Source organism: Variovorax multivorans (genome assembly GCF_051216835.1).
GTDB lineage: Bacteria > Pseudomonadota > Gammaproteobacteria > Burkholderiales > Burkholderiaceae_C > Variovorax.
Genome location: NZ_JBPJZL010000007.1, coordinates 149179 through 161317, shown reverse-complemented (window position 1 = coordinate 161317; position 12139 = coordinate 149179). Strand labels below are relative to the sequence as shown.

General features: G+C 67.5%; 14 protein-coding genes. 5 read left to right on the top strand and 9 right to left on the bottom strand.

The window, feature by feature from the left end; translation table 11 throughout:
* Nucleotides 1-9 precede the first annotated feature (9 nt).
* Both ACSFCA_RS19755 and ACSFCA_RS19750 read right to left on the bottom strand, forming a co-directional pair.
* Nucleotides 10-672, bottom strand: a complete 663-nt coding sequence (locus tag ACSFCA_RS19755; protein ID WP_258350329.1) for an alpha/beta hydrolase — start codon at nucleotides 670-672, stop codon at nucleotides 10-12.
* Between the two features lie 151 nt (nucleotides 673-823).
* The gene (locus ACSFCA_RS19750; RefSeq protein ID WP_435460809.1) at nucleotides 824-1816 is read right to left on the bottom strand and encodes a Bug family tripartite tricarboxylate transporter substrate binding protein; all 993 of its coding nucleotides are present in this window, start codon (nucleotides 1814-1816) and stop codon (nucleotides 824-826) included.
* A gap of 211 nt (nucleotides 1817-2027) precedes the next feature.
* Here ACSFCA_RS19750 and ACSFCA_RS19745 point away from each other — a divergent pair, with 211 nt between their 5' ends.
* The gene (locus tag ACSFCA_RS19745) at nucleotides 2028-2501 is read left to right on the top strand and encodes a Fur family transcriptional regulator (protein ID WP_258350331.1); all 474 of its coding nucleotides are present in this window, start codon (nucleotides 2028-2030) and stop codon (nucleotides 2499-2501) included.
* A 7-nt stretch (nucleotides 2502-2508) separates the two neighbouring features.
* On the opposite strand, the gene zigA is transcribed toward ACSFCA_RS19745, so the two are convergent.
* A complete protein-coding gene (zigA, locus tag ACSFCA_RS19740) occupies nucleotides 2509-3702 on the bottom strand; it encodes a zinc metallochaperone GTPase ZigA (RefSeq protein WP_258350332.1) in 1194 nt (397 codons plus the stop codon).
* A 110-nt stretch (nucleotides 3703-3812) separates the two neighbouring features.
* Here zigA and ACSFCA_RS19735 point away from each other — a divergent pair, with 110 nt between their 5' ends.
* Nucleotides 3813-4400: a GNAT family N-acetyltransferase gene (locus ACSFCA_RS19735; RefSeq protein WP_435460810.1), complete on the top strand. Its 588-nt coding sequence runs from the start codon at nucleotides 3813-3815 to the stop codon at nucleotides 4398-4400.
* Nucleotides 4401-4402: 2 nt separating this feature from the next.
* Here ACSFCA_RS19735 and ACSFCA_RS19730 read toward each other — a convergent pair whose 3' ends face one another.
* Together ACSFCA_RS19730 and ACSFCA_RS19725 are read right to left on the bottom strand one after the other, a co-directional pair.
* Nucleotides 4403-5299, bottom strand: a complete 897-nt coding sequence (locus ACSFCA_RS19730) for an SDR family oxidoreductase (protein WP_435460811.1) — start codon at nucleotides 5297-5299, stop codon at nucleotides 4403-4405.
* A gap of 54 nt (nucleotides 5300-5353) precedes the next feature.
* Nucleotides 5354-6229, bottom strand: coding sequence for a helix-turn-helix domain-containing protein (locus tag ACSFCA_RS19725; RefSeq protein WP_435460812.1), 876 nt, complete (start codon nucleotides 6227-6229; stop codon nucleotides 5354-5356).
* 83 nt (nucleotides 6230-6312) lie between these two features.
* On the opposite strand from ACSFCA_RS19725, the gene ACSFCA_RS19720 reads away from it, so the two are divergent.
* Nucleotides 6313-6969 (top strand): glutathione S-transferase, encoded by a 657-nt coding sequence (locus ACSFCA_RS19720; protein WP_435460813.1) that lies wholly within the window; start codon nucleotides 6313-6315, stop codon nucleotides 6967-6969.
* Here the strand turns inward: ACSFCA_RS19720 and ACSFCA_RS19715 are convergent, their stop codons facing one another.
* A complete protein-coding gene (locus tag ACSFCA_RS19715) occupies nucleotides 6970-7872 on the bottom strand; it encodes a LysR family transcriptional regulator (RefSeq protein WP_435460814.1) in 903 nt (300 codons plus the stop codon).
* A 134-nt stretch (nucleotides 7873-8006) separates the two neighbouring features.
* Here ACSFCA_RS19715 and ACSFCA_RS19710 point away from each other — a divergent pair, with 134 nt between their 5' ends.
* Together ACSFCA_RS19710 and ACSFCA_RS19705 are read left to right on the top strand one after the other, a co-directional pair.
* Nucleotides 8007-9341 carry an MFS transporter gene (locus ACSFCA_RS19710; RefSeq protein WP_435460815.1) on the top strand — a complete coding sequence of 445 codons (1335 nt, stop codon included), beginning with the start codon at nucleotides 8007-8009 and terminating at the stop codon, nucleotides 9339-9341.
* Between the two features lie 40 nt (nucleotides 9342-9381).
* Complete coding sequence (locus ACSFCA_RS19705) at nucleotides 9382-10488, top strand: M14 family metallopeptidase (protein WP_435460816.1); 1107 nt, start codon at nucleotides 9382-9384, stop codon at nucleotides 10486-10488.
* A 4-nt stretch (nucleotides 10489-10492) separates the two neighbouring features.
* Here the strand turns inward: ACSFCA_RS19705 and ACSFCA_RS19700 are convergent, their stop codons facing one another.
* The 3 genes from ACSFCA_RS19700 to ACSFCA_RS19690 form a co-directional block, all read right to left on the bottom strand.
* Complete coding sequence (locus ACSFCA_RS19700; protein ID WP_435460817.1) at nucleotides 10493-11290, bottom strand: enoyl-CoA hydratase/isomerase family protein; 798 nt, start codon at nucleotides 11288-11290, stop codon at nucleotides 10493-10495.
* Nucleotides 11291-11323: 33 nt separating this feature from the next.
* A complete protein-coding gene (locus ACSFCA_RS19695; protein ID WP_093078907.1) occupies nucleotides 11324-11746 on the bottom strand; it encodes a hypothetical protein in 423 nt (140 codons plus the stop codon).
* A gap of 63 nt (nucleotides 11747-11809) precedes the next feature.
* Nucleotides 11810-12082 (bottom strand): DUF2164 domain-containing protein, encoded by a 273-nt coding sequence (locus ACSFCA_RS19690; RefSeq protein WP_258350342.1) that lies wholly within the window; start codon nucleotides 12080-12082, stop codon nucleotides 11810-11812.
* Nucleotides 12083-12139 lie beyond the last annotated feature (57 nt).

Below are 12139 nucleotides of genomic sequence, written 5' to 3'. Positions count from 1 at the left end.
CGACGAAGTTCAGCCGAGCACCCGCAGCAGAAAGCGGTTGAGGTCGGCGATTTCTTCCATGCACACCGAGTGCGCCATCGTGTATTCGTGCCACTCGACGGTATAGCCCAGAGCGGACAGCGCGTCGCGCGAGCGCATCGCGGCAGCAAGGGGCACCACGGGGTCTTGCCGACCATGGGCGAGGAACACGGGTGTCTCGTGATTGGCCGCGTGACGTTCGGCCGCGGTGGTGGCCGCGATCGGCAGGTAGCCTGAGAGACCGACGATACCGGCCAACCGCTCGGTGTGGCGCAGGCCCGTCATCAGCGCCATCGCGCAGCCTTGCGAGAAGCCGGCCACCACGATGCGCTCGGCGGCGATGCCGCGGGCTTTTTCACTGGCGATGATCGCTTCGATGCTCGCCTGCGAGCGGCGCAGGCCGGCCTCGTCTTCCTGCGCTGCCAGGTCGGGCAAGGCGATGTCGTACCAGGCCGGCATCTGGTAGCCGCCGTTGATGGTCACGGGAATGACCGGTGCATTGGGGAACACGAAGCGCACGGGGCCCACGGCCGAGAGCTCGAGTTCGTTGGCAATGGGCACGAAGTCGTTGCCGTCGGCGCCGAGGCCGTGCATCACGATCACCGTGGCGGTGGGGTTGGGGGCGGTTTCGATCTCGATGGGAGGACGGGACATGGTCGGGCAAAGGTATTCAGGAACGCGGATGACCGCACCTTAGCGCATCCGGGGCCTGCCCAAGGCACGGAAACGGCCGGTTGGCTGACTTGCACATCGTTGCGATGTGCCACCGTGCGGCTGCCTTGGCAGGCGACTGTTTGACTGTTTGTTACTCGGCCTTGATGCCCACGGCCTTCACGATCTGCGCATAGCGCTCGTATTCGGCCGCCACCTGCGTCTGGAATTGGCGTTGCGGATGGCCAGTGGCCTCGATGCCCTGCACTGCGAGTTCGGCACGGGCGGCCGGAGCCTGCACGATGCGCCCCGCCTCCGCCGCGATGGCATCGAGCACCAGCTGCGGCGTGCGCGCGGGCGCGAACAGCCCGAACCATGTGCCCGAGCGGTAGCCCGCATAGCTTTCGCCCACGGTCGGCACTTCGGGCAGCAGCGCATGGCGCCTCTCGCCGCTGGTGCCCAGCGCCACCAGCCGGCCGCTGCGGATGTGCGGCAGCGCGGGGCCGACCGCGATGAACATCACGTCGACCTGCCCCGCGATCACGTCCTGCATGCCCAGCGGGCCGCCACGGTACGGGATGTGCGTGACGTAGATGCCGGCCTTCTGCTTCAGCAGCTCCATGCTCAACTGCTGCGGGCTGCCGTTGCCGGCCGAGGCGTAGTTGATGCGCCCAGGGTGGGCCTTGGCCGCACGAACGAAGTCGGCCACCGTGTGGAAGCCGGTCTTCGGGTTGGCGACCAGCACGAAGTCGATCTGCCCGAGCGATACCACCGGCACCAGGTCGCGCCGGGCGTCGTAGGGCAAGCCGGCTTGGATGTTGGGGAGGATGGTGATGGGGCCGTCCGCGCCCACCAGCAGTGAGTAGCCGTCGGGCTGCGCCTTGGCCAGCCCGTCGGCGGCCAGGATGCCGGCCGCGCCGGCGCGGTTGTCGACCACCACCGGCTGCTTCCATTGCTCCGACAGGCGCTGCGCCAGGTAGCGCGCCAGCACGTCGGGCGAACTTCCGGGCGTGTTCGCGACCGTGATGTGCACGGGCTTCGACGGATAGGCGGCCGCCGGTTGCGCCTGCGCGGCCACGGTCAACGAAGCGCAGGCCCACAGGGCAAGGACCGGCTTGAGCAGCTTCGACAGGAAATGGGCACGCATGGCGAACTTTCGGTTGCAGAAGGCAAAGCGCGCGATTCTGTCGTGCCCTCGCCCGCAAGCGAACGACCCATTTGTCAGATGCTTAGGCTGGTTCCGGCATATGCAGCGCTCCCAGTTCGCCATCGCCTCGCCCCATCAGGCGGGCGATTCGACCCCTCTCTACCCCGTGCACCCCGGAATGCAACACAATGGCGTTTCGCAAGAAGACCGCATGAAGACAACGACCTCGCACCCGAAACCCCCTCGCGCCGCCCCATTCGACAGCGAAGCGCTGCTGCGCGACAGCGGCCTGCGCGTGACCCGCGCCGCGCAGACCGTGCTCGAACTGATCGAACACAGCTCGCAACCCCTGACACACGAGGAAGTCGCCTCGGCCTACACCACCGCCACCGGCGAAACGCCCGACCGCGTGACGGTCTACCGCGTGCTCGACCGGCTTGTCGAGGCCGGCCTGTGCGACCGCCGCGTGGGCCCCGACCGCGTCAACCGCTTCTCGCGCCATGTGGAGGCCGAGTCGGGCAACACCTTCGAATGCGACCAGTGCCACAAGGTGCTGGCGCTGCCTTCGGACCCGGAGCTGCCGAAGGTGATGGGCCGTCTTGGCCGTGCGCTGCGCAAGCAGGGCATCGACACCCGCCACACTGCGCTGACCCTTCACGGCACCTGCGGCGACTGCGCCCGCTAAGCTGTTCTCACACGTTCCACGAAGGGAACGGATCCGGAAAGTTCTGCCACCACGAGGCGCCGAAGCGCATCTCGTTTTCCGTGAGCAGGCACTCGTCGAGCCGGGCACGCAACGCGTCTTCATCCATGCCGATGCCGATCAGCACCAGTTCCTGCCGCGCATCGCCCGTGGCCGGGTCCCAGTTCTTGTGGATCAGTTCCAGCGCATCCGGCTCGGTCGGCCAGTGCTCGCGCGGCACGGCGGCCCACCAGAAGCCAGCCGCGCCATAGCGGCAGGCACCGCCGGCCTGCGACCACGAGCCCGCGCGCGTGGCACGGCTCGCGAGCCAGAAGAAGCCCTTGGAACGCACCACGCCTTCCCATTCGCTTTGCACCAGCTTCCAGAACCGCATCGGGTGAAACGGAATGCGCGAGCGGTAGACAAAGCTGCGAATGCCGTATTCCTCCGACTCGGGCACGTGCTCGCCGCGCAGTTCGGCCAGCCAGCCGGGCGCCTGCTCGGCCTGCTCGAAATCGAACAGGCCGGTGTCGAGCACGCGATCGAGCGCCACGCGGCCGAACTCAGACACCTCGATGCGGGCGCGTGGATTCAGGCTGCACAAGATGGCCATGAGCCGTTCGCGCTCCTCGGGCGTGACGAGGTCGGTCTTGTTGACCACCAGCACGTCGCAGAACTCGATCTGCTCGATCAGCAGGTCGACCACCGTGCGCGTGTCCTCGTCACCAAGCGATTGCCCGCGCTGGCCGAGGCTGTCGGGCGAGCCGTAGTCGCGCAGGAAGTTGAAGGCGTCGACCACCGTCACCATGGTGTCGAGCCGGGCCACGTCGGCCAGGCTCTTGCCGTCTTCGCCGGCGAAGGTGAAGGTTTCGGCCACAGGCAGCGGCTCGGAGATGCCGGTGGACTCGATCACCAGCTGGTCGAAGCGCCCTTCCTTCGCGAGCCGGTTGACCTCGATCAGCAGGTCTTCGCGCAGCGTGCAGCAGATGCAGCCGTTGCTCATCTCGACCAGCTTCTCGTCGGTGCGCGAGAGCTCGGCACCGCCGTCGCGCACGAGCGCAGCGTCGATGTTGACCTCGCTCATGTCATTGACGATGACTGCCACGCGGCGGCCCTCGCGGTTGTGCAGGATGTGGTTCAACAGCGTGGTCTTGCCGGCGCCGAGAAAGCCGGAGAGAACGGTAACGGGGAGGCGGTCAGCCATTGGGCAGGCTCCATATATGCAACAGGATTGCATTATATGGATCAACGCAACCTTGTTGCGTTTTATGCCAACCACTCCCCGGAGCCAGCTGTTCGCCTACCATCAGGAAGATGTCCTCGGAACCCCGCACGCCCTTGCAACTCGTCTGGCCTTCGCACGAACACCTCCCTGGCTACATCGCCGCGCTGGAAAGCGGCTGGTCGCCCAACAACCTTCGGCCCGAAGCCGGCCAGGAAGAACTGGCGCAGATCCACGCCGACCCCGAACGCTTTCTGGCCAGCCTAGTCGACCCCGAAGCCAAGGGCCCGCCAGTCGCGCTGCCCGGCGGAGGCACGGTGCCCCGCCTGCCAGGCTACCGGCGCTGGATGTGGGACGGCGAGTTCTGCGGCAGCATTCAGCTGCGCTGGCAGCCTGGCACCAACGCCCTGCCCATCTACTGCCTTGGCCACATCGGCTACGGCGTGGTCCCGTGGAAGAGCGGCCGGGGCTACGCCAAGGCTGCGCTGCGCGCGCTGCTGCCCGAGGCGCGCGCCAGGTGCCTCGATCACGTCGAGATCACGACCAGCCCCGAAAACCTCGCCTCGCAGCAGGTGATCCGCGCCAACGGCGGCCTGCTGGTGGAAGAGTTCGTCAAGCTACCCGAGCTCGGCGGCACGCCTGAACTGCGCTTTCGCATCGACGTGCGGGAGCTCCGGTAGCGCTACATCTCGAAGGCCTCGACCTGCCTGCCGTCGATGTCGGTGAAGCCGTATTCGCGCGCCAGGTCGGCCACGCGCAGCACCTCGCCGCTCTTGTCCATCACCCGCGCATCGCCGGCCAGCGCCGCGATCGCCCGTCCCAGGTAGCGCGGCGACTCGGTGCGCGCCAGCGCGGGCCGCTCATGCCAGTGCGCCTCGTCGGTCTTGTGGCCGGCCAGCACGAACTCGGTGCGCATCCAGCCGGGGGACACGGCAATGGAAGCGACGCCGTGCGGCCTCAGGTCTTGCGCCATGCCGAAAGCCAGCCGGGTCATCGAAGCCTTGGCAAGGTCATAGAAGAGGCTGCCACGCAGGTAGTGGCCACGGTCCCAGAAGGTGGTGGTGGTGATCAGGCCCTTCTTTCGTCGCGCCATCAGCGGCGCAGCACATCGGCTGGCCACGAGGTGGTTGCGCACGCCTCGGTCGAACATCGAATCCCAGTTCGACAGCGGGTGCTCCCAGAAAGGCGCTTCGAACACGCCGTTGAAGGTCTCGTGGCCGCCCCATGCGTTGTTCACCAGCAGGTCGATGCGGCCTGCCTCGCGCTCCACGCGAGCGAAGAGCGCCGCCACTTCTTCTTCGCGGGTGTGGTCGCACTGCACGGCGATGCCGTGCCCGCCCATGCGGGTGAGTTCGTCTGCGGTGTCGTCGATGCTGCCGGGCACGGCCTGCATGTCGGACAAGGCCAGCAACTGGCCGTAGGTTTGCGCGGGCTGTTCGCGTGTGCTGCGCCCGGTGACGTACACCGTGGCTCCGGCGGCGCCCAGTTCCAGCGCGATGCCGCGCCCTGCACCGCGGCTCGCGCCGGTCACCACGGCTACGCAGTCCTTCAACGGGCGCTGGGTTTTTTCGTTCTGCATGTTCGGTTGCTCCTTCGATCTGCCTGTGCAAGAGCCGACGAAGATAGTGCGCGCTCAACGCGCCGTCTTGGAAGAACCCGAAACGGCGTGCCCCATGAACTCGGTCGGCGTAACGCCGCAAAGCGCGCGGAACTCGTTGACCAGGTGCGACTGGTCGTAGAAGCCGCTCTCCAGCGCAACATCGGCCCACACGGGCGACGACTGCATCCGCAGCGCGCGCAGACAACCATGCATGCGCGCGAGCCGGCTCCAGGCGCGCGGCGAAAGGCCCACGTGGGCATGAAAGAGCTGCTGCAGGCGCCGTTCGCCAACGCTGACGGCCATTGCCACCTCGCGCAAGGAGCGACGCCCACCGGATGCGGCGATGAGTTGCGCAGCACGCATAGCGACAGCTGCGTTGCCTGCTGCGACGTCACTGTCGCGAAGCCGGCGTTGCAGAACGGCGTGCAGCAGCATCACGCGTGCTGCGTCGTTCGGCGCCTCGGCCATGCGCCCCAGCAGCTCGGTGCCTTCGCCCTGCCACAGCGCATCGAGGTGCACGGCGCTGCCGCCGATCTCGCCGACTGGCAACCCCAGCAGCGCAGCGGCGGCACCAGGGCACAGGGTGACGGAGAGCCCCTCCACCTTGCGCCGCATGCGCACCACCACAGGCGCGGCCGAAGCGCCAATGGCTTCCACCGCCAGCCCCTCGCCCTCGCCGGCGGACGGCGCATCGCCGAGGTTGAAGACCAGACGCACCGCGCCATCGGGCAGCACGCGCTCGCGCACCTCGTGGCCATTGGCAAAGGTCTCGCGGTACAGCAGGATGTGCGAGACATGCGCCCGCAGCGCCGCCCCCACGGGAAACGCGCGCAACGTACCGGCCGGCACGCCCGATTCCGGCCCGTGCAACGGGTCGTCGTCGAGGCGCAGGAAGAGGCGTTCGGCCATGGCCGCCCATTGTGATGAAAACCCCGCCCGGGAGCGAGCCGGCCACGGTCGCGGAAAATCGGCCGCTTCGCCTGCACACACGAATGCCCGCCACCGCCCTCCCCGTCCTCTATTCGTTCCGCCGCTGCCCCTATGCGATGCGGGCCCGGCTCGCACTGGTCGCGAGCGGCCAGCACTGCGAGCTGCGCGAGGTGGTGCTGAAGAACAAGCCGGCCGAGATGCTCGCAGCCTCGCCCAAGGGCACGGTGCCCGTGCTGCTGACCGAAGACGGCACGGTGCTGGAGCAGAGCCTCGACGTGATGCTCTGGGCCTTGCGGCGCAACGATCCGCTGCGCTGGCTCCAGCCCGGAACCGGCACGTTGCAAGACATGCTCGCGCTGGTCACCATCTGCGACGACGAGTTCAAGCCCCAGCTCGACCGCTACAAGTACCCCGACCGGCATGCGGATGGCGGCGAACCCGCGCGCGAGCGGGGCGCCCGGTTCCTGCGCGACCTCGAAGCCAGGCTGTCGGCTTCGCCCTACCTGACCGGAGCGCACGCCACACTGGCCGATGCCGCCGTCATGCCCTTCGTGCGCCAGTTCGCGATGGTCGAGCCCGCATGGTTCGATGCACAGCCCTGGCCGCGCCTGGAAACGTGGCTGTCTGGCTGGACCGCCTCCGGCCTGTTCGAGCGCGCCATGTACAAGTACACGCCGTGGAAGGCCGGCGATGCCGGCGTCAGCTTTCCGCCGCTATAGCTAGCCGCTCATCGCCACTGCCGAGGCCCGCTGGATGCATTCGACGAAGTGCTGCGCGGCCGGCGTCAGCAGTTGCCCCCGGCGCTTGATGACGCTGACGCTCAGCATGGGCAGCTCTTCCTCGATCTCCACGCGCCGGATGCCGTGGCGCTTGAAGGTCAGCGTTGCCAGCGGCTCCACGAACAGGCCGACCAGGTCCATCTGCCCGACCAGCGCCAGCGCCACCGTGACCGACTGCCCCTGGATCACCCGCGCCGGCGGCGGCAGGCCCAGCGGCAGCAGCGGCGACACGGCCTCGCGGCCGCTGAAATGGTCGTCGCCCGGAAGAATCCACTCGGCCTTGTAGAGCTCGCGGATCGAGCGGCTCGCGCGCAGCGGATGACGCTCACGCAGTCCCACCACCAGCCTCACCGGAAAGAGCTCCATCGCCTCGAACTGCGGATCGAGCCGGCCCGGCACCACGTGCGCCACCGCAAAGTCGAGCGAGCCCTCGCGCAGGCGCCCCAGCATCCAGGGCAGCACCGTTTCGCTGAACTGCACGTCGACCGCCGGCAGACGCGCGTGGAAGTCCTTGAACGCGGCCGGCAGCACCGTGAGCGCAAACGAAGTGCTGACGGCCAGCGAGACCTTGCCCGTGAGCCCGTCGCGGATCTGCGCAATCTCGTCGCGTGCGCGCTGCATGTCGGCCAGCAGCAGCCGGGCGCGCGGCGCGAAGGCCTTGCCGAACTCGGTGAGCCGCACGCCCTTGACGCTGCGCTCCACCAGCGGCGCCCCGACTTCGCGCTCCAGTTCGCGCACGATCTTGGTCACGGCCGGCTGGGAAATGCCCAGCACGCGGGCTGCGGCGCGAATGCTCATCTGCTCGACCACCGCCACGAAGGCGTGCAACTGATTGGGTTTCATGACAACCAAAAGTTATCTTTGACGCCCAATTATTGTCTTTTCATGACAGCAGCGAGTCTCTAGCATCCGGCGCGGTCAGTGCGTAGATACCTTCGACCGACATCCTCGAAAAGCAAAGCCAACACTGGAGAGACATGAGCACCCCAAGCAAGCAGCCCTCGCCGTCCTCATCCCCCGCTCGCCCGGCGCGCAGGCGCCAGACCATCGTGGCCACCACCATCGGCAACGGGCTGGAGTTCTTCGACTTCACCGTCTACGGCTTTCTGGCATTGGTGATCGGCAAGCTGTTCTTCCCGACCTTCAATTCGTACGGACAGCTGCTGCTGACGGTGGCCAGCTTCGGCGTGGGCTTCATCATGCGGCCGCTGGGCGGCATCGTGATCGGCGCGTATGCCGACCGCGCGGGCCGCAAGAAGGCCATGACGCTCACGATCTTCCTGATGGCGCTGGGCTGCGCGTTGATCGCCTTCACGCCCACGTATGCGGCCATCGGCGTGGCGGCGCCCGTCGTCATCGTGCTGGCGCGGCTCATCCAGGGCTTCTCGGCCGGCGGCGAAGTCGGCGCCTCCACCACACTGCTGGTCGAGCACGCCACGCCGTCCAACCGCGGCTACATGGCGAGCTGGCAGTTCGCGAGCCAGGGCCTGGGCGTGATGCTCGGCGCCGTCGTGGTGGGCCTGCTGACCTTCACGCTGTCGACGGAATCGATGCAGAGCTGGGGCTGGCGCGTGCCCTTCATCATCGGCATGCTGATCGCGCCGGTGGGCATGTACATCCGCCGCCACCTGGAAGAGTCGCTGCACATCTCGCCGGAAGCCGCCGCTGCACCGCGCGAGAGCAGCCTGAAGATCGTCTGCACGCAGCACGGCAAGACGGTGTTGGCCGCGATTCTTTCGCTGGTGGGCGGCACCACGGCTGCATACGTCGTCACGTTCTACATGCCGACGTATGCCGTGCGCGAGCTGGGGTTCACACCGTCAGTGGCGCTGTTCGGCGCCGCGCTCACCGGGCTGATCTCGTTCGCCTTCGCGCCCTTCGTCGGCAAGCTGTCGGACGTGGTGGGCCGCAAGCCGCTCATCGTCTGGAGCCGCATCGCGCTGGCGATCCTGATCTACCCGGGCTTCCTGTGGCTCAACGCCTCGCCTACGCCGGCGGTGCTGTTCGTCGTGCTCGGCGTGTTCAGCTTCGGCCTGGTGGTGCAGACGGTGCCCGGCATCACGATGCTGCCGGAGATGTTCCCGAAGGCGGTGCGCGCCAGCGGCATGTCGCTGGTGTACAGCGTGGGCGTGGCGCTGTTCGGCGGCTTCGCGCCTTTCATCAGCACCTGGCTGCTCAACGCCACGGGCAGCAAGCTCGCACCGGCCTGGTACCTTGTGGCGATGACGGTGGTTTCGCTGATCGGCCTGCTCTGGCTGCGCGACCACACGGGCCGCGACATCGATGCCGCAGGCGCCCACGCAACGGCCTGACGACTTTCTTCACCATTCCACGCACAGGAGTCCCCACCTCATGCCGACAACACAACGCTCCGCCGCCACGCGGTATTTCTCGGGCACGTATGCCGAAGCCCGCGCCAAGTTCCTCGAGGCCGCAGCGCAGCGCGGCGCGGCCGTCGAATCGTTCGTGCTCGAAGCGCACCGCGGCGCGCTCGGCGAAGAACTCGCCACCGACGTTGCGCTGATTGGCGCGATCGACGCGAAGAAGCTGCTGCTCGTGACCTCGGGCACGCACGGCCCCGAAGGCTTCTGCGGCTCGGGCACGCAGATCGCCACGCTCAACGATGCCGATCTGCTCTCGCGGCTGGAGAAGGCGGGCGTCGCGCTGCTGCTGGTGCATGCCATCAACCCGCATGGCTTTTCGCACCTGCACCGCACGAACGAAGACAACATCGACCTGAACCGCAACCACATCGACTTCAACGCGCCTCTGCCGGTGAATGCCGAGTACGCGGATGTCGAACCACTGGTGCTGCCTGCAACCTGGCCACCGACACCCGCCGACGAAGCGGCCGTGGCCGCCTACGTCCAGCAGCACGGCATGACCGCCTTCCGCGCGGCCGTGACCAAGGGCCAGTACACCTCGCCCGACGGCCTGTTCTACGGCGGCACCGCACCCTCGTGGAGCAACGGAACCATCCGCAAGATCCTGCGCAAGTACGCTGCATCGGCCACCCACATCGGCTGGATCGACGTGCACACCGGCCTCGGCCCCTACGGCCATGGCGAGAAGATCTACCCGGGTCGCAACACGCCCGAAGACCTCGCGCTGGCTCATGCGTGGTGGGGCGCCGACGTGTTCGCGCCGTTTGCGGGCGACTCGGCCTCGGCCGACGTTTCGGGCCCTGTGATCTCGACCGCGTACGACGAATGCCCGAACGCCAAGATCGCGCCGATGGGCCTGGAGTTCGGCACGCTGCCCGACCTCGAAGTGCTGACCCGCCTGCGCGCCGACACCTGGCTGCGCCGCCACCCGGAGGCACCGGAAGCGCAGAAGCGCGAGATCCGCGCACAGCTGCGCGACGCGTTCTACTGCGACAACGAGGAGTGGAAGGGAATGATCCTCGGGCAGACCCGCGTCGTGCTGCTGCAGACGCTCCAAGGCCTTCGCAAGGCCTGATCGCTCAGTCGAACTTGGGCGCGCGCCGTTCGCGCAGCGAGGCAATGCCCTCGCGCACGTCGGCGCCCGCAAAGCCCATGAATTCGAGCGCCAGCGAGGCGTCGAAAGTCGGGCCGGCCTGGCGCAGCCAGTTGTTCAGCGCGTACTTGGTGAGGCGAATGGCGCTCTGGCTGCCGGCCGCCAGCCGGTCGGCCACATCGTAGGCACGCGGCAGCAGGTCGGCCTCTTCCACCGCAAGCGACACGAGGCCGATGCGCTCGGCCTCCTCGCCGCTCACCGGCTCGCACAGCAGCAGGTGGTACTTGGCCTTGGCCATGCCGCACAGCAACGGCCAGACGATGGCCGCGTGGTCGCCTGCCGCCACGCCCAGTCGCGTATGGCCGTCGACGATTTTCGCGTTCTTCGTGGCGATGGAGATGTCGGCCAGCAGCCCCGCCACCAGCCCCGCGCCCACGGCCGGGCCGTGCATGGCGCTCACGATGGGCTTGTCGCAATTGATGATGTTGTAGACGAGGTCGCGCGCCTCGCGCCACACGCGCTGGCGCACCGCGTCGTCGGTGGTCATGTCCTGCACCATCGCGAGGTCGCCGCCACCCGAGAAGCCCTGGCCTTCGCCCCGCAGCACGGCGCAGCGCACCGTGTCGTCGGCCGATACGTCACGCCAGATTTCGGCGAGCTCGCGGTGGCCGTCATGGCCCGCCGTGGGCAGCTTGCCGTTGGCGGCCCGCATCTGGATGTCGAGCACCGCGCCATTCGCACCACGGCGCGCGATGGCGAGGGTCTGGTAGCGGGCGTAGTCCATGGCGGGTGTCTCTTTCCGTGGCTTGTCTGCCGTCTATTTTTTTGCGGCCACTTCGCGGCAGCGCTGCACGTTGGTGTCGAAGCGTGAGGCCAGCCCGGGCTCGCACTCATCGGATGGGGTGAGCTTGCACATGCCGACGACCACGTAGTCCATGACCGCCGACGTGCACATCGGGTAGGCCGCCAGATCGGGGTTGGCCTTGACCTTGAAGCCCCAGCGTTCGGAGAACTGCACCGTGCGGATCATCGCGCCATGGAAGAAGCTGCGGTCCTTGGCGGCAATGGCTGCTTCCATGCGGGGCAGTTCCTCGTTCAGGTAGCCGACCGAATCCAGCGGGAAGCCGGACGGGTCCTGCTGCGCGGTGGCCATCGATGCGGCAACGACCAATGGCAAGGCAGCCAGGATGCGCAGGACGGGAGAAAGCGAGGGGCGGAGGGGCGTGCGTGGAAGGTGCATGGCTTCGAATTTTGCAACGTTTTGAAGCACTTTTGAAATCGCCGCGGTGCGCCCGCGCCACACCTACTTGCCCTTCTTCTGCTTGTCGAACTTGCGCCAGTACTGGAATTCGTCCTCGTGCACCTCCAGGTCGATCTCCGAAATGCGCGACTGCAGGCGCTCCTGCACCTCGGCCACCGCCTTGTTGAAGACCAGTGGACCGATCTCTTCGAGGAAGAAGCCGAGCAGCGCCCCCGCCGCGATGTTGCCGATCGGCTCTTCCATGTTCTCGCGGAAATAGCGCTCGATGGACGTGATGGCCTGCTGGCGCGCTTCCTTCGGTATCTCGATGGTCATGGGTGTTCGCTCCTCGGGACGTTCGGGCTGCCGATTGTGCCGCCCGCCTCTTCGCTA

Bases quoted from the DNA above. Each gene is read 5' to 3' on its own strand.
- ACSFCA_RS19715 (WP_435460814.1), bottom strand. From the start codon at position 7,872: ATGAAACCCAATCAGTTGCACGCCTTCGTGGCGGTGGTCGAGCAGATG.
- ACSFCA_RS19710 (WP_435460815.1), top strand. From the start codon at position 8,007: ATGAGCACCCCAAGCAAGCAGCCCTCGCCGTCCTCATCCCCCGCTCGC.
- ACSFCA_RS19725 (WP_435460812.1), bottom strand. From the start codon at position 6,229: ATGGCCGAACGCCTCTTCCTGCGCCTCGACGACGACCCGTTGCACGGG.
- ACSFCA_RS19720 (WP_435460813.1), top strand. From the start codon at position 6,313: ATGCCCGCCACCGCCCTCCCCGTCCTCTATTCGTTCCGCCGCTGCCCC.
- ACSFCA_RS19730 (WP_435460811.1), bottom strand. From the start codon at position 5,299: ATGCAGAACGAAAAAACCCAGCGCCCGTTGAAGGACTGCGTAGCCGTG.
- ACSFCA_RS19705 (WP_435460816.1), top strand. From the start codon at position 9,382: ATGCCGACAACACAACGCTCCGCCGCCACGCGGTATTTCTCGGGCACG.
- ACSFCA_RS19735 (WP_435460810.1), top strand. From the start codon at position 3,813: ATGTCCTCGGAACCCCGCACGCCCTTGCAACTCGTCTGGCCTTCGCAC.
- zigA (WP_258350332.1), bottom strand. From the start codon at position 3,702: ATGGCTGACCGCCTCCCCGTTACCGTTCTCTCCGGCTTTCTCGGCGCC.
- ACSFCA_RS19750 (WP_435460809.1), bottom strand. From the start codon at position 1,816: ATGCGTGCCCATTTCCTGTCGAAGCTGCTCAAGCCGGTCCTTGCCCTG.
- ACSFCA_RS19690 (WP_258350342.1), bottom strand. From the start codon at position 12,082: ATGACCATCGAGATACCGAAGGAAGCGCGCCAGCAGGCCATCACGTCC.
- ACSFCA_RS19700 (WP_435460817.1), bottom strand. From the start codon at position 11,290: ATGGACTACGCCCGCTACCAGACCCTCGCCATCGCGCGCCGTGGTGCG.
- ACSFCA_RS19695 (WP_093078907.1), bottom strand. From the start codon at position 11,746: ATGCACCTTCCACGCACGCCCCTCCGCCCCTCGCTTTCTCCCGTCCTG.
- ACSFCA_RS19745 (WP_258350331.1), top strand. From the start codon at position 2,028: ATGAAGACAACGACCTCGCACCCGAAACCCCCTCGCGCCGCCCCATTC.
- ACSFCA_RS19755 (WP_258350329.1), bottom strand. From the start codon at position 672: ATGTCCCGTCCTCCCATCGAGATCGAAACCGCCCCCAACCCCACCGCC.